17 protein-coding genes are annotated in these 21,060 nt (G+C 47.7%); 1 reads left to right on the forward strand and 16 read right to left on the reverse strand.

Translation table 11 applies throughout. The features are described from left to right. Positions 1–18: 18 nt before the first annotated feature. From A3GI_RS0100870 to rmuC, 4 genes are all read right to left on the reverse strand, one after another. Positions 19–636 carry a histidine phosphatase family protein gene (locus tag A3GI_RS0100870; RefSeq protein WP_018359589.1) on the reverse strand — a complete coding sequence of 206 codons (618 nt, stop codon included), beginning with the start codon at positions 634–636 and terminating at the stop codon, positions 19–21. Then, complete coding sequence (locus tag A3GI_RS10195) at positions 626–1,099, reverse strand: S4 domain-containing protein (protein ID WP_018359590.1); 474 nt, start codon at positions 1,097–1,099, stop codon at positions 626–628. The genes A3GI_RS0100870 and A3GI_RS10195 overlap by 11 nt, the downstream gene beginning before the upstream one ends. A gap of 23 nt (positions 1,100–1,122) precedes the next feature. After that, the gene (locus A3GI_RS0100880; RefSeq protein ID WP_018359591.1) at positions 1,123–2,187 is read right to left on the reverse strand and encodes a glycosyltransferase family 9 protein; all 1,065 of its coding nucleotides are present in this window, start codon (positions 2,185–2,187) and stop codon (positions 1,123–1,125) included. 268 nt (positions 2,188–2,455) lie between these two features. After that, positions 2,456–3,901, reverse strand: coding sequence for a DNA recombination protein RmuC (gene rmuC / locus A3GI_RS10200; protein ID WP_018359592.1), 1,446 nt, complete (start codon positions 3,899–3,901; stop codon positions 2,456–2,458). 209 nt (positions 3,902–4,110) lie between these two features. Between rmuC and A3GI_RS0100890 the strand changes: the two genes are divergently transcribed. Continuing rightward, positions 4,111–5,583 (forward strand): alpha-amylase, encoded by a 1,473-nt coding sequence (locus tag A3GI_RS0100890; RefSeq protein WP_018359593.1) that lies wholly within the window; start codon positions 4,111–4,113, stop codon positions 5,581–5,583. Between the two features lie 261 nt (positions 5,584–5,844). Here the strand turns inward: A3GI_RS0100890 and A3GI_RS0100895 are convergent, their stop codons facing one another. From A3GI_RS0100895 to A3GI_RS0100955, 12 genes are all read right to left on the reverse strand, one after another. Then, positions 5,845–7,419 (reverse strand): DUF6029 family protein, encoded by a 1,575-nt coding sequence (locus tag A3GI_RS0100895; RefSeq protein WP_018359594.1) that lies wholly within the window; start codon positions 7,417–7,419, stop codon positions 5,845–5,847. A 24-nt stretch (positions 7,420–7,443) separates the two neighbouring features. Further along, complete coding sequence (locus A3GI_RS0100900) at positions 7,444–7,917, reverse strand: TlpA family protein disulfide reductase (RefSeq protein WP_018359595.1); 474 nt, start codon at positions 7,915–7,917, stop codon at positions 7,444–7,446. A 78-nt stretch (positions 7,918–7,995) separates the two neighbouring features. Beyond that, positions 7,996–9,723, reverse strand: a complete 1,728-nt coding sequence (locus A3GI_RS0100905) for an Omp28-related outer membrane protein (protein WP_018359596.1) — start codon at positions 9,721–9,723, stop codon at positions 7,996–7,998. 267 nt (positions 9,724–9,990) lie between these two features. Continuing rightward, a complete protein-coding gene (gene rodA / locus A3GI_RS0100915) occupies positions 9,991–11,451 on the reverse strand; it encodes a rod shape-determining protein RodA (protein ID WP_018359597.1) in 1,461 nt (486 codons plus the stop codon). Continuing rightward, on the reverse strand, positions 11,424–13,298 hold the full coding sequence (gene mrdA, locus A3GI_RS0100920) for a penicillin-binding protein 2 (RefSeq protein WP_018359598.1): 1,875 nt from the start codon (positions 13,296–13,298) through the stop codon (positions 11,424–11,426). The genes rodA and mrdA overlap by 28 nt, the downstream gene beginning before the upstream one ends. 11 nt (positions 13,299–13,309) lie before the next feature. Then, the gene (locus A3GI_RS0100925) at positions 13,310–13,822 is read right to left on the reverse strand and encodes a rod shape-determining protein MreD (protein ID WP_018359599.1); all 513 of its coding nucleotides are present in this window, start codon (positions 13,820–13,822) and stop codon (positions 13,310–13,312) included. Next, a complete protein-coding gene (gene mreC, locus A3GI_RS0100930) occupies positions 13,803–14,687 on the reverse strand; it encodes a rod shape-determining protein MreC (protein WP_025079367.1) in 885 nt (294 codons plus the stop codon). Before mreC ends, A3GI_RS0100925 begins: the two co-directional genes overlap by 20 nt. 105 nt (positions 14,688–14,792) lie before the next feature. Next, positions 14,793–15,815: a rod shape-determining protein gene (gene mreB / locus A3GI_RS0100935; protein WP_018359601.1), complete on the reverse strand. Its 1,023-nt coding sequence runs from the start codon at positions 15,813–15,815 to the stop codon at positions 14,793–14,795. A 45-nt stretch (positions 15,816–15,860) separates the two neighbouring features. Continuing rightward, the gene (purH, locus tag A3GI_RS0100940) at positions 15,861–17,378 is read right to left on the reverse strand and encodes a bifunctional phosphoribosylaminoimidazolecarboxamide formyltransferase/IMP cyclohydrolase (protein ID WP_018359602.1); all 1,518 of its coding nucleotides are present in this window, start codon (positions 17,376–17,378) and stop codon (positions 15,861–15,863) included. A 204-nt stretch (positions 17,379–17,582) separates the two neighbouring features. Then, complete coding sequence (gene fmt / locus A3GI_RS0100945) at positions 17,583–18,533, reverse strand: methionyl-tRNA formyltransferase (RefSeq protein WP_026215835.1); 951 nt, start codon at positions 18,531–18,533, stop codon at positions 17,583–17,585. 59 nt (positions 18,534–18,592) lie between these two features. Beyond that, positions 18,593–20,395 carry a chloride channel protein gene (locus tag A3GI_RS0100950; protein ID WP_018359604.1) on the reverse strand — a complete coding sequence of 601 codons (1,803 nt, stop codon included), beginning with the start codon at positions 20,393–20,395 and terminating at the stop codon, positions 18,593–18,595. 62 nt (positions 20,396–20,457) lie between these two features. Beyond that, positions 20,458–21,051: an L-threonylcarbamoyladenylate synthase gene (locus tag A3GI_RS0100955; RefSeq protein WP_051074571.1), complete on the reverse strand. Its 594-nt coding sequence runs from the start codon at positions 21,049–21,051 to the stop codon at positions 20,458–20,460. Positions 21,052–21,060: the final 9 nt, after the last annotated feature.

Raw genomic sequence — 21,060 nt, forward strand, 5'->3', positions numbered from 1 at the left:
TAAACCATGTCCGCTGCTTTATTGTTTTAGTTCTTCGGCCTTCTGCAGCATTTGCGGAGTAAAAGTAATTTTCGTGATCGATCCGTACGGAGGCAGATGTGAAAACGAGTGCCTTAGCTCTGCCAGACCTGCTGCCACGCGCGCGGCATTGATCACTCCGCCATGGCAAAACATCATGATGGAGCGCTTGCCTTCTGCAGGCATCTTTTCCTTGATAAAGTCCAGCACGCGGAGGTATTGATCCATGACAGACTCTCCGCCCGGAGTTTTCCGGGTCAGGTAGGGTAGAAAGAAATCCGGATCCCAGTCTTCTTCATTTCCCTGCAATTCCGTCCATGTTTTCATCTCCCATTCGCCGAAGTTCAGTTCTATGAGTCTGGTGTCTATGTCCGTATCTGTAAATCCGCAGTAAGAAGCCAGCCTTTTGGCTCTGCTCAGGGGGCTGCTGAAAATTTCATCCGCCTGTATCCCGGCTATGTTGTTCTTAACGATTTCGGCTTCCTGTTCGAAAGTCTCTTTCAGTTCCACGTCCGAATGCCCGTAACAGATTTTTTGCATGGCCGGCATGACGGCTGTGTGGCGTACCCAATAGGTTTGCAGGCTGGTGTGATTTTCTGCAGAGGCATCAGTCTTCATCGCGGTGGTTCATGATGTTTCTGCTCCTGCCTTTGGAGGCACGTTGCATATTGTCCTGATTACGTGTGGGGCGCTGCTTGTTGCCTTGTTTGCGATTCGGCTGCGAATGGTCTGCAAACTGTCTGTCCCATTCGTCTTTCTCGAAGCGTTTAGCCGATTTGTCTGTGTTGCCGAAACTGCCGCCCGGTGCGTTACCGTGTTTTTTCTTGTTTTGCTTGCCTGCGGACGGCCTGTCTGTATCTTCGCTTTCCCTTAGCGTTTGCTCGAATTCGGCTTCCCTGATCAGATCTGCCACGGGCAGATCCATATCGTCCAGAAGCACTTCGTCGTCTGCACCCACAACGTCGGTCAGACCGGCCTCACGTCCATTGATAATTACGCGTCCATCGCGAATCAGTTGTTCTACGTCACGTCGCGAGCCTATTCCGGCATCGCTCAGCAGTTTGTTGATTCTAACTTTCATCAGAGTCTCTGTGTGATGTAAAATTAATTGTTACTAATTGTTTTTATTTGATCCAAAACGAGCAATACCCGTTTCAGTATTTCTTCCGGTGTTATCAGTGAGCAGCAGGGGCTGTCTCCTTTGTAGCACTTCTTTTTCCGGTCTATCGTGCAGGGCCGGCAGTCCATCTCTGCCTGCAGGTGATCCTCCGGCAGCTGGTTATAAGCTGCAAAACCGCCTTTGGGGTGCGATGCAGACCAAAGGGTCAGGGTGCGTGTGCCCACGAGGGCCGATAAGTGAGGATTGGCGCTGTCCATGCTTACCATCAGTTTCAGTTGCTTTATGACGGCCAATTCTTCGGCCAGGCTGAGTGTGCCTGCTATATTGAGTACATCGGGGTATTTCTTTGCCCATTCGTGAAGGTGCCCGGCCTGTTTGCCCTGTGCCCCGAACAGCAGGATAACGCATCGGCGCGTGGCCGACAGATTACGTACGAATGTTTCCATAAGTTTCAGGTCGTAAGTCTTGTTCGGATCCAGTGAAAACGGAGCCACACCCACCCAAGGCATGTGGGTGAATTTGTCGTAAGACGGGAAAATCTGCTGCAGCGCCATTACCACATCACGACTTACGTTGAGGTAGGGCAGTTGTTTGGGCAGTCTTAGCCCGGCGCGTTTCACCGTCTCGGAGTAAACCTCGAGCATGGAGGGAATGTCCGTAAACTTCTTTTTCCGGGGTCTGGCCGTCATCTTTCTGCGTCCTTTTTTGGGCAGTCTGATTTTGAATGGTCTCGTCCTGAAAAACCTCAGATAAGTGCGCAGGATTTTAGAGCGCCAGGAGCGTTGGAGGTCGATAACGATATCGAAGTTCTCCTTACGCAGCCTGTGGGCATATTTCAGCGTTCCCCAATAGTATTTTTCCTCCCGGTTTACATCCAGAGCCATACCCTCCATATTCTGCGGGGGGTTGAACAGCAAACCGGTCAGGTAGGGTTGCGTAAGCAGCGTAAAAGAAACTTCCGGATTAGCCGTAGCCACTCCGTAAAGTAATTGTGTGGCCATTGCCACGTCTCCGATAGCTTGCAGTTTTATAATCAGGATGCGTTTCACTATGTTGGGGAAAGAGTCAACAAAGATTTCAAATACCTTTTATGTTCTAATGGCGATATGCCGGATGGCAATGTGGATTTTTGATGATATGGTATGTGTATGTCTGTGCACGTTCGCTCCGTATTCTCTTTGGTTGCCGGAGCCGATTTCGTTTCCTTTTCTTGTATTTTATGTCTACAAAATTGTTTTGTGTAAGCCAAAGATACAAAGATTTGGCACAATGCAATAACATTCGGCCTTTTCCTTTCTTTTTATGTGTGAAGATATACTATTGTCCCCCTGTGGTCAAAGCAGCCTCGGGGTCTTCTTCTTCGTCCTCTCCTTCTGTGGTATCGGGCAGTTTCTTTTTAGTGTTCAGCCCCATTTTTCGCAGTTTGTTGAAGCGTGTGATCAGGTTGCCTCGTCCGTCCGTAAGCTGTTTTCTGGCGGTCTCCATTTGTGCTGCGGCTTTCTGCAGGCTATCCTCTGCTTTGTCGAAGGTTTCGATGTAAGTGCAGAATTTGTCGTATAGCGCTCCCGCTTCTGCCACGATCTGCTGTACATTGCGCTGCTGCTTTTCCCGGGCCCATAAGTCGCGGGTCAGCTTTAGAGCCGTGATCAGGTTCGACGGGCTGATCAGCAGCACCCGTTTTTCGTATGCTTCGCTCCAGATGTCATTGTGCTGCCGGTGTGCCAGATAATAGGCTGCTTCTATCGGAATGAACAGCATCACGAAGTCCAGAGTTTCGTGGCAGTAGTCCTGATAGTTTTTACCTGCCAGTTCGTTGATATGCCTTTGTACACTTCTTACGTGCTCGGTGGCAAAGGCTTCACGTTCCTCTTCCGTTTCGGCCTCCATGTATCTGCTATAGGCCGTGAGGCTCACTTTGCTGTCGATAATCACTGCACGGTTGCCGGGGTAACGGACGATGACGTCGGGGCGCATGCGCGACCGGCTCTCTTCGTTCAGCAAGGTTTGCCCGTTGGATGAGCGGAGTGTTTGTTGCACTTCGTACTCCTCACCTTCCACTAATCCGCTGCGTTCCAGAATAGACTCCAAAATCATTTCTCCCCAGTCCCCCTGCACTTTGCTGTCACCCTTGAGGGCACGTGTCAGACTGTCGGCTCCTTCGCCCAATCGCCGACTTTGTTCCACCAGCATTTCGATCTGTTTACCCAGAGAGTGCCGTTCGCGTGCTTCATTGTTATACACGTTTTCCACTTTCTCCTTAAACTGTGTCAGATCTTCGCGCAACGGGCGCATCGCCTCTTCGCTGCTCGATTTGAGGGCTTTCGATTTTTCCTCCAGTATCGTGCTGGCCAATTCTTTGAACCGGAGTTGCTGCCGTTCGTCGATCTCCGTGAGGCGTTGTTTGTAGTCTTCGATGAGCTTACCCAGATTCTCATTGCGCTCGCTCAAAACGACGCATCTCTCCTGTACCTCGGCCAGAGTGGCCCCCAATTCGTCGTTTTTCGTTTCCAGCTCCTCTTTGTGCCGGAATGTTATACCATGCTCGGCATTCAGTTTCTCCATGGCAAGGGCCAAGCCCCGTTCTTTTTCCCGGAGATCTGCCAATTGCATATTCTTTTCCGTTACTTCTTTGAGCAAATCGTCCTCTTTGGCGCTTTTTTCATTTAGCACTGCTTTTGTTTTTGCCAGTGTCAGGCGTGTGGAAATAAACAGTATGATGGCGATAAGGCACAGGAAGCCGAATATGATGGATACGGTATTCATGTCTGAACTATTTTTCCCAAAGTTAACGATACCTCTTTTAATAATTCCTATCTAAAAGAAAAACAATTATTAACCGAAACAAACTGTATGAATATACCAAACATAACCAAACAGAATTAAATTTTTTCGAGTGTTTTTTGATTTAACTTCGATTTTAATTAACTTAAACCGCTTGCATAAGTTTTATAGTCTTTTATATAACATTATCTATGAATAATACGATTCTCCAAAGTTTTCATTGGTATTCCGAAGGAAATGGAAAACATTATGATCATATCAAAGAAACTTCAGACTGGCTGCGAGATCTGGGTATAACTTCGGTTTGGTTCCCTCCGGCCTATAAGGCTGCAGGAGGTGATTCCTCTGTAGGATACGACCCTTATGATCTTTTCGACTTGGGTGAATTCGACCAAAAAGGAACGGTGGCTACCAAATATGGAACAAAGGAACAGTATCTCGATGTTTGCAAAACATTACAGGAAAAAGGAATTGCCATAATAGCCGATATAGTTTTGAATCATAAGGCCGGAGGTGATGAAAAGGAACGTTTTCATGTCATAAGAGTGGATGGGAACGATCAGTTAAGAAATGTTTCTGAACCTTTTGAAATAGAGAGTTTTACGAAGTTCACCTTCCCCGGAAGAGGAAACAAGTATTCTGACTTCAAGTGGGATTTTACCTGTTTTTCAGGAGTCGATTATGCCGAAGGAATGGAACCCGGTATTTTTCAAATCATCAATGAACACGGTGATGGTTGGGAAAAAATTCTCGGCTATGATAAAGGCAATTTTAATTATTTGATGCACAATAATATAAATCATAGAAATCCTTTTGTTCGTGAAGAATTGAACTATTGGGGAAAATGGTATCATGAACAAATTTACTTTGATGGTGTTCGGCTGGACGCAATAAAGCACCAGTCACATGATTTCTATAAGGAGTGGTTAAACAACTTAAGGTCGAATACCGGTAAAAACATATTTGCCGTCGGCGAATATTGGGCACCGGGTTTATTGTCCTTAATGCTGGATTATATCAATGCCACAGAAGGGTGTATGAGTTTATTCGATGCTTGTCTTCAACAAAATTTTCATATCGCATCTAAAAGCGGAGATGGGTATGACTTGAGAAAAATATTTGATGATACTTTGTTGTCAGTACGTCCGGATTTATCCGTAACAATTGTCGATAATCATGATACTCAACCTCTTCAGCAATTGGAAGCACCTGTGGAAGAGTGGTTTAAGCCTTTGGCTTATGCCTTTATTCTCTTGAGGGTGGATGGATATCCTTGCGTTTTTTATCCGGATTTATATGGGGCAAGCTACATCGATAAAGGTAAAGATGGGGAAGACTATGAAATCTTCCTGAATAAAGTCGATGGCATCGAAGGTCTTCTAAAAGCACGAAAACAAAACGCCTATGGATTCCAGCGGGATTATTTCGAAGATGCCAATTGTGTAGGATGGACCCGTGAAGGCGATGATGTGCATAAAGGTTGTGCTGTCATTTTGAGTAATAAAGAGGAATATCAAAAACCGATGGAAATGGGTAAGGCTTATGCCGGACAATTTTTTTATGATCTGCTTGGAAGATTCGAGCATAAGATACAAATAGATGAAAACGGATGGGGAAATTTCAATTGTCCGGCGGGAAACGTTTCAGTTTGGGTACCCGAATAAAATGTTTTCGTATGTGACGTGATGACGTTGACGTGTACTGAAAAAAGTAAAATTCTCTGCCTGACGGTTGAAAATTCTTCAGGCAAAGAAAAAAAATCCAAGTTAACTTCGTTGAAAATCCATTGCGCTAAGAATTTTTACTGTCTGTAAGGATTCTTTTTCTTTTTTTCAGGAGGTAATAAAATTGATTTTTCAGGGTATAAAAAAAGCTGTACCTCCAATGTTCGGAGATACAGCTTTTCTGTGATTGGAGAGCCTTTTTCAGAACACATAAGACAGACCCACCGTGGCACCCTGATACTCGGGTACGAAGCGACAGATACCGCCTACGCACTGCGTGCCGGCGCGGGTGCGGCCGTAAGCTGCCGTCAGACGCAGGCTTTTGTAAGTGAAGCTGCCGCCGAAGTTGTAGTAGTGCTCTTTCTTTTCGGCACCGTAGCTGTACATATCGTTTACATACACACTCCAGTGCGGAGCCAGGCCGAACTCTATCAAACCGTAAAGCCAGCCTTTTTCGGGCATGTCCGTTTTCATGTGCTGTACCTCGGTGCGCAGAGAAGCTTTGCGGTTGATTTTCCACAAGACATCGGCTACCTGAATAAAAGATTTGAGCAGCTCGCCATTATGATTGACTTTCTGGAAGTAAATACCCAGATTGGCTTTTACACTCTTTGAAAGCCGCTTGCCCAGCTCTATGGATGCTTCGGAAAAGAGCTCCTTGCCGTCACGTCCGAAGAAAGGCATCGTTTCGTTTACATTCAATCCGAGCGATTTATAGTGCGACGTGTTGATGCTCACTTTCAGTGGATATTTGCCCAGCCAGCCGGCTTTGATGTCCCAGTAAACATCCAGCTGACCACCGATTTCACCGGCCAGATTCGACTGATGCGGATAAAGAGCGGGCAGGGCATATTTGTGCTGTTTGGTCAGCGCCGGTACATAGTTCATGGGGATATAGATGATTTCCTTCTTGTTGTCTATCCGGAAATCCATGTGTTCGATACGGCGGAAGATACCGGAGACTCCGAAATTTTCACGCGTATAGTCCATATTCACCAGAAGCGCATCGCCGCTTTCACTGACGAAATCTCCTACCGATTCGGCAAAACTCTGGCTGGCTCCTTTGCCGGTATATTCGACGCCGAAGTTGAACAGGGCATTGCTAAAGCCTGTGCGGATGCTGTATAGATTGGTATTTGTGGGGTCGGGAGATTTATCTACGGTTTCCGTATTGTGTCTGCCTACCCATGAACCGCCCAGAGTTATATCGTAAGAGGCCTCGCGGTTCCAGAGTTTGGAAATGGTGAATTCGGCATCTCCTCCCCACAGTACGGCATCGGCATAAGTGAGGTACCGGCGCGGTTGACCGCCCATGACTTTGACGTTGAGCCAATCCGTAGGGCTATACTTTACGTTCAGACCGCGCAGAGAGTTGTTTACGCCCAGAGCACGCTCTTCATAGGCACGGAAAATCAGTCCGCTGCCGAACTGTTCGTAGAAACTGCCCAGCGTAACATTGATTTTACTGTCGGAATAGTTTGCATAGTACTGTGTGAGGGCGTTTCCCTTGAGGTTTTCAAAACTCCGCATGGGCGGTTCGAATATTTCATATTGAAGGCCGGCACTGAAATTCCTGTAGTCATACTTAAGATTCAGGTAGGTGTTGTTTCCGTGTTTTTTGGCGTCGGGCTGATTATCGTCTTTTTTATAAAAAGCAGCATTGGATTCGATGCCTCCGTGTAAACTTCCCCAGTCTTTTTTCTTTTCCTGTGCCGAAAGGGATGCCGTTACGGAAAAGGCCACGGCTGCCAGTATGGTCAGAGTTCTTTTTCTCATGATATTCGCTGATTACGCTTGTGATTACTTCTTTGCATATTTCAGAGCCTCCTCTATGAGATACTCTTCATCTCCGGGGCTGTAACCGCTGTGCTTGTACACCTGTTTGCCTTTATGAAAAACGAACAGGAAGGGAACGTTCTGCACATTGAGCCTTTTATACAAATCCTGGTTGGTGTCCAGATAGATTTCGAAAGGCAGGTTTCGTCCTTTGACAAACGACGGCACTTTGGCTTTGGAGCGCGAATCGTCTATGGATATGGACACGATGCGCACTTTGCCGTCCCACTCGTCTTTAAGCTCTTTCAGAGCATCCATTTCCATGAGGCAGGGTTTGCACCATGTTGCCCAGAAAGAAACGATAACCGGTTTGTCGCCTTTGATCACATCCGAGAAAGAAACCTTTTCTCCTTTGAGATTTTCGATGTTTACATTTTGCGCTTTTGCCATCAAGAGGCAACAGAGAAGCAGCGTAAAGAAGTATAAAACTTTTTTCATGATGAAAGTATTTAGTGTTGATATATAACATGTTGAGCAATAGAATAAAATCTATTGCCCAACATGATTGAGTTCGGATTAGTAGCCGCGTCCGCTGTTGGCATTGGCTTTCTGAGCCGTGATGGCTTTTCTATCCTTATCTGTGATAACGATAAGAACCTCGCAGTTTTCCGGTTTCCAACCTGTTTTCATATCGAACCGGATTTCTTTCTTAACGGATTCTCCTTTTTTGAAAGAGATATCTTCTCCCCAAAGTTTGTTTTGGTAGCTTTGACGGTAAACATGGTTATGCTCCATGTCTTTGATCGGGTTGCCCAGATCCGGGAATACTGAATTGTTTTGATCTGCAATCAGTTTGTTTTCTGTCAGAATGGCAATCCACTTCACATCGGGCATGTCCTCTTTGGCTTTGAATGTGATATCCGTTTTGACGGCATTCCCTTCCACCTTAACCTCAACGGCAATACCGAGATCGGATTTGGCGGGGATATGCTGCAAAATTTGAGCCACATTGGTATTGCTTGTTAAAGTGCTCTTATCCCGGTTCATTACCATGCTGGGATAACCGGTTACGCCGAGATACTTGCCAACGGTATTGGTGTCCGGGCTTCCGAATTTATCATTTCCATGCATGGCCGATGCCACCACTTGGGGATTTTTGGAGGCTTTTTCCAAAACCACGATAAGTCTGGGGCAATATTGACACCATGTAGCGGTAAATTGTTCTACAAAGACTCTGGGGGTAGGATTGAAGTCACCGGTCGATTCTACGATTACAGGAGGTGCAGCATGTTTTTGATACTTTGCTGTTACGGTTATTTTCTCGTTTTTCGTTGTTTTGTATATGTTGCCTTCGATCTCTTTTCCGTTTACGGAGAATTTGGTTTCTGCGGTCAGGTCATTGTCTTTGTCGAGGGTATTGATGCAGGTAAACACAACCATATCGATACCGTCCGAAGTGAATCGGGTTTTATCCGGCTTGATAAGCAGACCGTATTTTATCGGTTCTTTTACATTTATTCTCACATAGTTCGATTTGTTGTTTTTATACTCGGCCTGTGCTGTGAATATACCCGTAGCCGTAGGGGTAAAGACGTTGCCTTCGATAGCCTGTTCATTGATAAAGATTTTAGAATCTTTTGTAATGTCTTGTCCGTCTTTATTTTTTACGGTAAAGGTAACTTTGGCATCATCTCCTTCGAGGTAAAATTCGACTTTGTCGGCCTCCAGAATGATGTCTTGCTCTTTATTTGCCTGGAAAACGAGCTCATTGGACTGTTCGCCCTCAGAAAAAGCGATGGCTTTGTACTCTCCCTCGCTGGTTGCGACATATTCATGTCCGGAGATTTCAATGTTGTTGACGGAAATCTTCGATTTCGCAGTTATATCTGTTCCATCGGCCTTTTTTACCGTAAACTTTATTTTGTCCTTACCATTTGCCAGAATTGAGGCTTTGTCGGCTGTAAGTACGAGGGTGCCGGCTTTTTTGGTTGCCTGAATAGTCAGTTCATTGGATTGAATCGTATTCAACCTGGCAATTACTTTGTAAGTTCCTTCTTTATCTGTAGAAAAAGTGTTGCCGGAAAGTTTTTTCCCGTCGACTGAAATTTGCACAGCGGAAGTTACATCCTTGCCATCCTGATTTTTTACCGTGAAGGTGACTTTGTCTTCTCCATCGGCCGTTAACGTATTTTTGTCTGCAGATAGCGTAATGGCTTGTTCTTTCTCCGGCTCTTTCTTATTGTTGTCCGAGCACGATGCGATGAAAAGAACGAGCAATGATAATAAATAGATTGCTTTTTTCATGTTTTTGTGTTTTTGGGATTTTAATTTGTAGTGTTTTGTATTTATTTGCTATTTTAGGTATGAGCAAAAATAATTAATTCATTGATTTTTCCATGAAAAAAAGCAGATATTTTTAATTGTCGGAAGCAAAAAGCGATTCTATTTTTACCATACCCTTTCTCTTTATCGTTTCGGATTGTTTCTTTTTATATTCAATCAACACTCATATAATAGAAAACGAAAAAGCCTTTTGCCTTTTTCTCTTGAAGAAATGAAAACGGCTTGTGTTTAATTGAATATGGTGCGTCTGGCGTCGATACCCAGAAAGATAAAGATAAGAAGGGTGAAACCCCATAAAGAGGAACCTCCGTAGCTGAAGAAAGGCAAGGGTATACCGATGACCGGCACGAGACCCAAAACCATACCCACATTGATGAAAAGATGGAAAAGCAGGATGGAAGCCACGGAATAGCCATAGACCCGTCCGAAAGTATGCTCCTGCCGCTCGGCCAGATAGCAGAGACGTAAGATAAGCAGGGTATAACCCAGGAGGAGGAGCATCGAGCCGAGGAAACCCTGCTCTTCGCCTATCGTGCAGAAGATGAAATCGGTGGCCTGCTCGGGCACATAGTTGAGCTTTGTCTGTGTGCCGTCCAAAAAGCCTTTGCCCAACAGCCCGCCCGAGCCGATGGCTATTTTACTCTGGTCTACGTTGTAACCGTTGCCCCGGAAATCTTCTTCGATATTGAGGGCTACTTTGATCCGTGTTTGCTGGTGAGGTTCCAGAATATGATCGAAAATATAGTTGACGGAGTAAAAATAGAGTGCCGATACGGCAATGAACAGGCCGATGAGAAAGAACGAGAGGCGGTAACGTGTCAATGTGAAAAACAGCATCAGGAGAAACAGCAGCACATCCAGCCCGATGATTACATAGCTGAAATCGAACGGAAAGAACCGGTAGGTAATGGCAGAAAGCACCAGTATGCCGCCGGTGGCAAATCCGAAATCACGGTAAAAGTTACGTGGCAACCGATGGCAATAGGTGATTATGCCGACGACGGAGAACACGAAAATCAGGGTGCCGATGATAAAAAGGTCTGCACGGGTGGTTCCCCACCAGATAATATTTTCAAAAATAAGTGAAAAGACAAAATACACGATAGCGGCAAAAGCCAGAGAGAGTATGCTGCCCGTCATTCCTTCGCGGTAGAGAACGAGGAAGAAGGCCGAGAAAACGAGAGCCGAGCCGGTTTCGCTCTGCAGCAGGATTAAGAGCATGGGAGCGCAGATGATGCCAAAGACCATGGCATAGTTGCGCCATCCTTTGATTTTGAATCCGTACTTGCCTAACTGCCGGGATAACATCAGAGCCGTCGTCACCTTGGAAAACTCCGCCGGCTGGAGCCGTAAGGGGCCGATGACCAACCAACTGTGCGAACCTTTGATATTGGGAGCCACAAAAATGGTGACAGCCAGAATAAGCAACATGATAACGTAGAGAAAAGGCGAGATGTCTTCGAGGAAATCCGTATCTATAAGCAATACGGCGAAGCCGATGATTAAAGCCAATCCTATCCAAATCAATTGCATAACAGGACGGCTACCCATCTGAAAGAGAGCATACAGATTGAAGTCGTAAGAGGCCCCGCAGATAGCCACCCACCCTGCTGCTACCATCAGAAGGTAGAGAATGACCGTAAACCAGTCTACACGTTTGGCTAAAGAAAAGTTCGCTTTGTTTGCCATAAACCGTAAATAATGGATGTTTCCTGCATGCGCCTGGCTATTGCTTCCGTAGCGGGGGACAAGTTACCCTTATTCAGGTAATATTCCATGATGACCCGTCCGATGGGCACTCCGAAATAGGCACCGAACCCCCCGTTTTCCACATAGACAGCCACCGCTATCTGCGGATTATTGCGCGGAGCAAATCCCATGAATGCCGAGTGATCTTTGCCATGAGGATTTTCCGCTGTTCCCGTTTTACCGCAAACTTCGATGACTCCCGGAGCAAAGTTGGCTCCGTGGCAGGTGCCCCCGGTAACGGCGCGTGCCATGCCTTCGACCACGGTTTCCCAGTGCGAGGGGTCGACGGTGGTATATTTTTTATTCGTATAGGCCGTATCCAGCGTGCTGTTTTCTATGGACCGGACAACATGCGGCCGGTAAAACCATCCGCGATTGGCTATGACTGTGGCCAGATTGGCAATCTGCAAAGGGGTGGTCAGAATTTCTCCCTGCCCGATGGCGATAGAGATAATGGAGCTGCTCGTCCAGCGTTGCTTATGTATTTTGTCGTAAACCTTGCTGTTGGGTATGTAGCCACGCTTTTCTCCGTAGAGATCGACCTTCAGCGGATAGCCGAAGCCGATGCTGACCATCCGGTTTTTCCAGTGTTCAAAAGCTTCTTGCACGGTAGGGTATATGCTCCTGTTTTCCAGCAGAGCACGCAGACCCCAGCAGAAATAGGCATTGCACGAGGTGGCCAGCGCCGAGGGCAAATCCAGAGGAGAAGCATGCGTATGGCAGGCCGGTCTGTTCCTTAATACAGGATAGCCGTGATAGCAGGAAAAGAGGGTCGACGGGCGAATAACCCCTTCTTCCAGAAAAACGCCTGCCTGAGCAGCTTTGAAAGTGGAGCCCGGAGGGTAAGTGCCCATTATGGCACGCGCAAAGAGCGGGTTGCCGGGAGCGTCTTCCAGCATTTGATGATTTTCGCCTTTATTGCGGTCGGAGAGCAGTTCGGGGTCATAACCCGGCGCGCTGACCATAGCCAGTATTTCACCTGTAGCCGGCTCTATGGCCACAATAGCTCCTCGTTTGCCGTTCATCAGGTTTTCTGCCAGTGTTTGCAGGTTTGCATCGATGCTCAGCGTAAGGTTGTTTCCATTGATGGCAGGCAGATCGTTCCGCCCGTTGTTAAACTGTCCCTTAATCCGTCCTCTGGAGTCTCTGAGCAGCACTTCATAGCCTTTGCGCCCGCGCAATTCTTTTTCGTAGCTTTTTTCTACGCCGATCTTTCCCGTATAGTCTCCGGGCGAGAGCAAGCTGTCTTTTTTGATATCGGTAACATTTGCTTCGGCAATATAACCCAGAACATGTGCCGCATGATGATATTTATAACGACGGGTAGACCGGCTTTGGATGGTGAACCCCGGAAACTTGTAGAGCTGCTCCTGAAACCGTCCGGCTTCGGTTTCGTCGAGCTGTGAAAGCAAAACCTGCGGCGTGTGGGGGGAATAACCCGGGTTTTTGAGACGGTCTTTTACTTCTGCAAATCGTTTACTCAGCACTTCGGGGGTGATATTGAGGATATCGCATAGAGTAAGCGAATCGAATGCACCCGTCTGGCCGGTGGTTACCATCAGGTCGTACGTGGGCTTGTTGTAAACGAGCAGTTCGCCGTTGCGGTCGAAGATAACACCGCGTGCCGGATAGATGGGTTTGTAGTAATAGGCGTTTCGCTTGGCTCGCTCTTTATAGTTGTTGTTGAGTATTTGCAGATTGAACAGCCGTGCGGTAAAAATGAGCAGAACGGCTAACGTGAGCAGTGTAAACAGGTGACGGCGTTTGAAGTAGCGGTCGTTGACCATGGCTTTTCTGCTTATGAAATACGGTGTGAAGAGCCGGTAATCAGGAAGATGATTACGGAGATCATGTAAGACAGAGCAACACAGGCACAGAAACGCAACAGGAGGTACAACGGGTCGAACAGGCTGAAAGCGTCCAGCAGCATCAGAAGCAGGAGATGCACCACCAGTATCTTCAGAAGCAACAGATAAAAACGGGTGTTGCTCATGTTTTGTCCGACCGTACCTTCTTCCAGAATGTTGTCGCCCAGGAAAGGTCTTATCAGGGTATTTCTAAGGAAAGCCGTGGCCGTAAAAGCGGATGTATGCAGCCCCGGCGTACCGCTTAAGGCATCGATGGCCAAACCGGTGAAAAAACCGAAAAGAGTGAGGGCTCCCGTACCCGTATTGATGGGAAACATCAGAAGAAGTACAGGGTAGATAAACGGGGTGGCATAGCGGAATAGACTGATGGGGTTGAACAACCACACCTGCGCTGCAATAAAAAGGAGCGATACGAATATCAGTTTAATCCACTTCTTTAGCATGACCCGGGGATATGTTTTTGAGTTCTTTGGCTTCCTCCTGTCCTTCGTTGAGAATGACGTAGACATAGGTCAGCCGGTTAAAATCTGTTGCCGTTTTCACGGGATAACTGCTGAATGTCTGACGCTGACTGTCATGGTTGGGAAGACTGTCTGTTTGCACAACGCCCACCATCAGGTTTTGAGGAAAGATGAACGAATAGCCGCTGGTTACGATGGTGTCTCCGTTTTTTATTCTGGCATGTAACGGCAACTCCGTCAGGGCAAGCATATTGCTGCTGCGCGTTACCCGTGTAAGCGTTCCCGAAATTTCCTGTCCCAAAATGTTGCAGCTTAGCTTTAGTCCGGGGTTGATGATCGGGATAACGACCGAATAATGCTCGGAAACGTTCGTTACGATGCCTACAACGCCTTTTTTGCTCATAACGGGCATATCCGCTTTGATCCCGTCTGCTTTGCCTTTGTTGATGATGTAGTGTACATTGGCGTGCATACGGTTGTTTATACTGACGATGCGTGCCGTGAGAAATTCGTATGGAGCGAGCATTTCGAGGCTGTCGCTGATATAGACATTCGGAACGATGCTGTCGGCCTGCTTATCGTCCATATATCGCTTAAGTACCAGATATTGCCGTTCCAGGCGCGCGTTCTCTTCCAGCAGTTCATCGTTTTCTTTCCGCAAATTCAGGTAAGATTTCCACTCGGTCATAGTTTCCGACATATGCCCCACGATGTAGTTGCCTGTGAGCAAACCCAGGCTACGGTGGTACATCCTGTTGTTGAATAGCATGAGGAGGGCTATTACCTCCAACAGGATGAACAGCAGCCAGTGTTTGTGCGTACGTATGAATTCAAGTAGTTTGTGCACTGTTTCGAGAGAGCAAGAACACGCGTTAATGTTTGCGAAGAAACGCATACCATCGTGTCTTCCGGAGTGGAAAGGTACGGTGATATGCGGCTCGGCGGGTTGTTATCAACGAATAAGGAAGTTGAATGTATCTATATGCTTCAGAGCCACTCCCGTACCTTTGGCTACGGCATGCAGAGGATCTTCGGGAACGTGGAACTCGATGCCGAAACGTTCCGTCAGCCGCTTGTCCAAACCGCGGAGCATGGCTCCTCCTCCTGTCAGCGTAACGCCGTTTTTAACGATATCGGAGTAAAGAGCGGGAGGCGTTTCTTCCAGTGTGCGGAGGATGGCTTCTTCGATTTTCTGTATCGATTTTTCCAGGCACTGCGCTATTTCGTGGTGGTTGACCATGATCTTCCGGGGCAATGTGTCCATCTGGTCGGCACCCCATACCAGATAAGGCTCGGGCACTTCTTCCAGATCTTGCAGCACAGAGCCTACGTTGATCTTGATTTGCTCGGCTGTGCGTTCGCCCACACGGATGTTGTGCGCTTCACGCATATAGGCCATTATATCGGAGGTAAATTCGTCTCCTGCAATGCGGATGGACTGGTCTTTGACAATGCCGCCCAGAGAGATTACGGCAATCTCGGTGGTTCCGCCGCCTATATCCACAATCATATTGCCTTCGGGAGCCAGGATGTCGATGCCTACCCCGATGGCGGCAGCCATGGGTTCGTAGATCATATAGACGTCCCTGCCGCCGGCGCGTTCGCTGGAGTCGCGGACAGCGCGTATCTCTACTTCCGTACTGCCGGAGGGGATGCACACCACCATGCGAAGAGATGAAGAGCCCATGAGGCTGCGCTTTTTATTGATCATTTTTATCATGCCTCTGATCATCTTCTCGGCACCGTTGAAATCTGCAATAACACCGTCTCTCAGAGGTCTGATGGTTCGTATGTTGGCATTGCCTTTTTCATACATTTCGTGAGCCTTGGAGCCTACGGCTATGACTTCGCCCGTGCGTACGTCGAAAGCCACTACGGAGGGTTCGTCCAGTACGATCTTGCCATCCATGATGATGATTGAATTGGCAGTGCCAAGGTCCATGGCCAATTCTTGTCTGAAGGAGAATAATCCCATTTCTTTATTCTTTGGTTTGGAGTTGCCCGGGGGCAACGTGATTTGCTAATGTTTAAAATGTCTGTTACCGGTTATAACCATGGCGATGCCGAGTTCGTTGCAGGCATCTATGCTATCCTGGTCTTTTTTGCTGCCACCCGGCTGTACGATGGCGGATATGCCGGCTTCTGCCGCTGTACGGACGCAGTCGTCGAACGGGAAAAAAGCATCGCTGGCCATGACGGCTCCTTTCAGATCGAAATGGAAAGAGCGTGCTTTTTCTATGGCTTGCCTGAGCGCATCGATACGGGAGGTTTGTCCGACGCCGGAGGCTAAAAGCTGGCTGTCTTTGACCAGTGTAATGGCATTGCTTTTGGTATGTTTGACCAGTTTGTTGGCAAAAACCATATCGTCTGTTTCGTCCTCGGTAGGCTTTTTGTTTGTTACCGTACGGAAGTCTTCCGCCCCTTCGGTTCGGTTGTCGACCTGTTGTACCAGCACGCCACCCAGCATCGAACGGTATTGCCATGCTTCGTGCAACGGCTTTTTTTGTACGAGGATGATACGATTCTTTTTGGATGTGAGCAGCTGAAGGGCTTCGTTGTCGTAATCGGGAGCTACGATAACTTCGAAGAACAGCTTGTCCATTTCGGCTGCCGTAGCCGTATCTATTGCCGTATTAGCCACGAATACCCCACCGAAAGCCGATACCGGATCTCCGGCAAGAGCCGCTTGCCAGGCCTCCAGTATTGTGCCGCGAGAGGCACAGCCGCAAGCATTGTTATGCTTGAGGATGGCCATTGTGGGAGCGGAGAATTCGCTGATGAGTTTCACCCCGGCGTCGATATCCTGAAGATTATTGTAAGAAACTTCTTTGCCGTGCAGCTTGTCGAAATAATCCTCGAAGTTCCCGAAGAATTGGCCGCGCTGATGAGGATTTTCTCCGTAGCGTAAAACTTTGGGCTGGTCGAAAGATTCGCGGAAAGCATATTGTTCGCCCTCGTCGAAATAGTGGAAAATGGCCGAATCGTATGCCGAGCTGCAAGCAAAGGCACGGCGTGCATAAACCTTGCGTTCGGCAAGTGTGGTGATACCGCGGTTGCGGTTGATCAATTCGATTAAACCGGCATACTGGTTACGACTGGAGACAATCAGCACATCGCGGAAGTTTTTGGCTGCCGCACGGATCAGGGAGATGCCGCCGATATCGATTTTCTCGATAATCTCTTCTTCGGAGCCGCCTCGGGTCACCGTATCTTCGAAAGGATAGAGATCCACAATGACCAGATCGATATCCGGAATGCGATATTTTGCAAGCTCTGCCCGGTCTTCTGCCTGTTCGCGACGGGCGAGGATACCACCGAAGATGGCCGGATGCAATGTTTTAACGCGACCGCCCAGCATCGAAGGGTAGTTGGTCAATGTTTCCACAGCCATACATTCATAACCCTGTTGTTCTATAAAACTGCGAGTACCTCCCGTGGAAATAAATTTAACACCTACGCTGTGCAGAGCGCTGAGAAGTTCTTCCAATCCGTCTTTATGATAGACAGAGATGAGTGCCGTGCGGATTTGCTTTTCCATTATGTTATAATTAACCGGATGATAATGCACAAAGTTATCTAAAAATCGCTATATGTGCAGAGTATAAGACTGTTATGTATTTTATACAGACGGATAAGAAGATTTTCTGTTGAAAATATATTCTTTATCTGCTTTTTTTAATGTTTGAAAGGAGGGAATACTGTTTCGGGAGAAGACCTTAAGGCCTGAAGACCGGTGTGGTGTTTAACGAGAACGAAGACCATTGAGGAAATCGGCCGATTTCATGGCTTTTTTGCCCGGAGGCTGTATCGTTTTGAGGCGCAGTACATTGCGCCCGCAAACCACTTCGATGTTATTTTGATAGCTGATGGCATGCCCTACAGGAACCCCCGTATGGCGATGTTCGAAATCAATCTCTTCCGATGCCAGTATCTTGAGTTCTACGGGTGGCATGCCGTCTATCGAAAGTTCGCTCCGGGCTCCGGGCGAGGGTGCTAAACCACGGATCAAATTGTGTATTTTTTCGGCAGATTCAGACCAGTCTATAATGCCTGTTTCTTTGAATATTTTAGGGGCAAGTGTGGGTTTTTCATTTGTTTCTTCCTGAGGCAGGCCTGTAATGCTTCCGGCCAGCAGACCGTCTACGGTGCGAAGCAATAACCCGGCTCCTATTGTCATCATGCGGTCATGTACCTCTCCTGCCGTTTCATCATCACCGATACTCATCTTTTCTTGCAGGAGTATTTCACCGGTGTCTATCTCATGGCGGAGGCGGAATGTTGTAGCTCCTGTTTCTTTATCCCCGTTGATCACAGCCCGGTTGATCGGTGCGGCTCCGCGATAACGGGGCAGAAGTGAGCCATGCAGGTTGATAGTACCCATGGGAGGCATACTCCATACCTCTTTGGGAAGCATGCGGAAAGCAACTACGATACCCAGATCTGCATCGATCTCTTTCAGTCGGTTCAGGAATTTCTCATCGGTGAGCTTTTCAGGTTGCAAGATTTCGAGTCCTTGCTGTGCCGCATACTGTTTGACGGGACTTGCCTGCAATTTGTGTCCGCGCCCCATCGGTTTATCCGGCATGGTAACTACGGCGCCGATTTTATAGCCGCCTTCCACCAATGCCTGAAGAGAAGGCACTGCAAATGCTGCGGTGCCCATAAACAGAATTGTACAATCTTTTTTATTCATCGTTAAATCGTTGTTCACCATCCCGGCGGATGTTTCGCAAAAAAAAAGAGGAAGAGGCATCAGTCTCCTACAAACGTTTCCGTCAGCACTTCACGGTAGGTGTTGAATATCTTCGATTTGGACACAAAGCCCAAATAACGTCCCTCATCGTCTATAACGGGGAGGTTCCATGCTTTAGTATCATCGAAAATGGTCATGATGCTTTCCATGGACATGGATTGCTTGATCCGGGCCGGAGGAGAGACCATGATTTTTTTGACTTTGAAACGGTCATAAAGCTCCGGACGGAACATAATGTTGCGAATATTATCCAGCATCACAACACCCTGAAACTGGTTGTTTTCGTCTACTACGGGATACATATTGCGGTGGCTGCTGGCTATCACTTTAACCAGGTCGCCGAGCGTCTTTTCCGGAAGAACAGGTTCGAAATCCTGCTCGATAACGCTGTTTACATTCATCAGTGTAAGTACCGCCGTATCTTTGGAGTGCGTAAGGAGCTTGCCCTCCTCCGCCAGACGAAGCGAATAGATACTGTGCGGCATGAAGACGCGTATTGTGGCATAGCTGGATAGGGAAACGAGCATAAGCGGCAGAAAGAGGTTGTAGCCCCCTGTCAGTTCGGCTATCAGAAATACGCCTGTCAACGGCGCATGCATCACCCCCGCCATTAAACCGGCCATACCGAAAAGAGTGAAATTCTTATTAGGCAGATACTCTTGTATGAATGGAAAGTAGTTGGCGCCGTAGGCAAAGAGAAAACCGGTAATAGCCCCCACGAACAGTGTGGGTGCGAACAGACCGCCGCAGCCTCCTCCGGAGTTGGTGCTTACAGAAGCAAACACTTTGGTCAATACTGCAAGCAGCAGGAACAGGAATACCGCCCAGTAAGAATCGCCGAAAGATTCAAAAATACTGTTGTCCAGCAGTGTGCTGTATTGTCCGCCGAGCAACGTTTCCACCGTGTTGTAGCCCTCGCCGTAGAGCGGAGGAAACAGAAAGACCAGCAAGCTGAGAATCAGAACCGAAACCGACCAGCGGTAACGCAGCGATTTGATTCGTTTCATTCGCCCTTCGAGCCGGAACATCGTTCTGGAAAAATAGAGAGACATCAGTCCGCAAACGATACCTAACAGCACGATGTACGGAACCAGATCCATCATAAAAGGATCGGTCAGGCTGAAGCTGAAAGTAGCCCGGGCATCCGTCATCACATAAACAAGCGAGGCCGACGTAACCGATGAAATAAGCAACGGCAGGATGGAACTCATCGTAAGATCCAGAAGCAATACCTCCACAACAAAAACCAGACCCGTAATAGGAGCCTTGAAGATACCGGCAATGGCTCCCGCCGCTCCGCAGCCTACCAGCAGCATCAGAATGCGCTGCTCCATGTGGAAGATGCGCCCCACATTCGAGCCGATGGCTGCACCGGTCAGCACTATGGGAGACTCTGCACCGACGGAACCGCCGAAGCCGATCGTAATCGTACTGGCAATAAGAGAACTGAAGGTGTTGTGAGGCTTGATGCGGCTTTTGCGTTGCGAGAGCGATGCCAATACCTTTGTTACGCCATGGCTGATATCATCCCGAATGACATACCGCACGAATATAGCCGTAAGCAAAATGCCGATGGGAGGCAATATGAGGTACAGGATCGTATCGCTTTGGAATGTGCCGAACAGCAGGTGCTGTATGGAGTGTATCATCGTTTTGAGCAACAATGCCAGAATGGCTGTAATCAGCCCGATGATGAAGCTGAGGATAATGACAAAGTAACGCTCTTCCAGATGTTTTTCACGCCACCTGAGCAGGTTTTCAAAAGAATTTGACAGTTTGGAGTTTATCGTATAAAAGCTCATAGTTCAGAAGCCGGTTATATAATGTTTATCTGGTCGGAGCGGTCATGTTATTGCAGAAGCGTTTATTTTCGAATTATGGTTACTTCTCCTTTAGGGCCTAATTTAATAATCTCGCTGGGATTGGCCGGTGTGCGATCATCCCGCCTGTAGTCGGCGATATAGTCGACACCTTTTTTTATGGCATCGCTGATCTGATCGAAAAAGTGAGGGGTAGGCTCTCCGCTGATATTGGCCGAAGTAGAGACAACCGGCACGTTCATGCGTTTGCAGAGCTCTTTGCTCCATGCTTCACGGCTGATACGTATGCCCACGGAGCCGTCTTCTGCTATGAGGTTAGGGGCTATGTTGCGGGCTCCGCTGTAGATAACGGTGAGAGGTCTTACGCTGACATCGATTAGATCGTATGCGATTTCCGGCAGTTCGGATACCAACCCCGGCAGCTTGGCTTCACTGTCTGTGAGGATGAGCATCGATTTGCTGTCCGAGCGTCTTTTCAGCTTGTATATTTTTTCTACGGCCTCTTTGTTCGTGGCATCGCATCCGATACCCCATACCGTGTCGGTGGGGTACAGAATGATACCGCCCCGTCGCATCGTTTCAACGGCTTCCCTGAGAGACTGTTCGGTTTTGTCGTCCCATTGTGTCTTACTTTTCATCTTGAAAAA

Origin of the sequence: Porphyromonas macacae DSM 20710 = JCM 13914, from assembly GCF_000379945.1 — a bacterium.
Taxonomy (GTDB): Bacteria; Bacteroidota; Bacteroidia; order Bacteroidales; family Porphyromonadaceae; genus Porphyromonas; species Porphyromonas macacae.

Bases quoted from the DNA above. Each gene is read 5' to 3' on its own strand.
- A3GI_RS0100890 (WP_018359593.1), top strand. From the start codon at position 4,111: ATGAATAATACGATTCTCCAAAGTTTTCATTGGTATTCCGAAGGAAAT.
- A3GI_RS0100870 (WP_018359589.1), bottom strand. From the start codon at position 636: ATGAAGACTGATGCCTCTGCAGAAAATCACACCAGCCTGCAAACCTAT.
- A3GI_RS0100955 (WP_051074571.1), bottom strand. From the start codon at position 21,051: ATGAAAAGTAAGACACAATGGGACGACAAAACCGAACAGTCTCTCAGG.
- A3GI_RS0100905 (WP_018359596.1), bottom strand. From the start codon at position 9,723: ATGAAAAAAGCAATCTATTTATTATCATTGCTCGTTCTTTTCATCGCA.
- A3GI_RS0100895 (WP_018359594.1), bottom strand. From the start codon at position 7,419: ATGAGAAAAAGAACTCTGACCATACTGGCAGCCGTGGCCTTTTCCGTA.
- A3GI_RS10195 (WP_018359590.1), bottom strand. From the start codon at position 1,099: ATGAAAGTTAGAATCAACAAACTGCTGAGCGATGCCGGAATAGGCTCG.
- fmt (WP_026215835.1), bottom strand. From the start codon at position 18,533: ATGAATAAAAAAGATTGTACAATTCTGTTTATGGGCACCGCAGCATTT.
- A3GI_RS0100950 (WP_018359604.1), bottom strand. From the start codon at position 20,395: ATGAGCTTTTATACGATAAACTCCAAACTGTCAAATTCTTTTGAAAAC.
- purH (WP_018359602.1), bottom strand. From the start codon at position 17,378: ATGGAAAAGCAAATCCGCACGGCACTCATCTCTGTCTATCATAAAGAC.
- mreB (WP_018359601.1), bottom strand. From the start codon at position 15,815: ATGGGATTATTCTCCTTCAGACAAGAATTGGCCATGGACCTTGGCACT.
- A3GI_RS0100925 (WP_018359599.1), bottom strand. From the start codon at position 13,822: ATGCTAAAGAAGTGGATTAAACTGATATTCGTATCGCTCCTTTTTATT.
- A3GI_RS0100900 (WP_018359595.1), bottom strand. From the start codon at position 7,917: ATGAAAAAAGTTTTATACTTCTTTACGCTGCTTCTCTGTTGCCTCTTG.
- rodA (WP_018359597.1), bottom strand. From the start codon at position 11,451: ATGGCAAACAAAGCGAACTTTTCTTTAGCCAAACGTGTAGACTGGTTT.
- mrdA (WP_018359598.1), bottom strand. From the start codon at position 13,298: ATGGTCAACGACCGCTACTTCAAACGCCGTCACCTGTTTACACTGCTC.
- rmuC (WP_018359592.1), bottom strand. From the start codon at position 3,901: ATGAATACCGTATCCATCATATTCGGCTTCCTGTGCCTTATCGCCATC.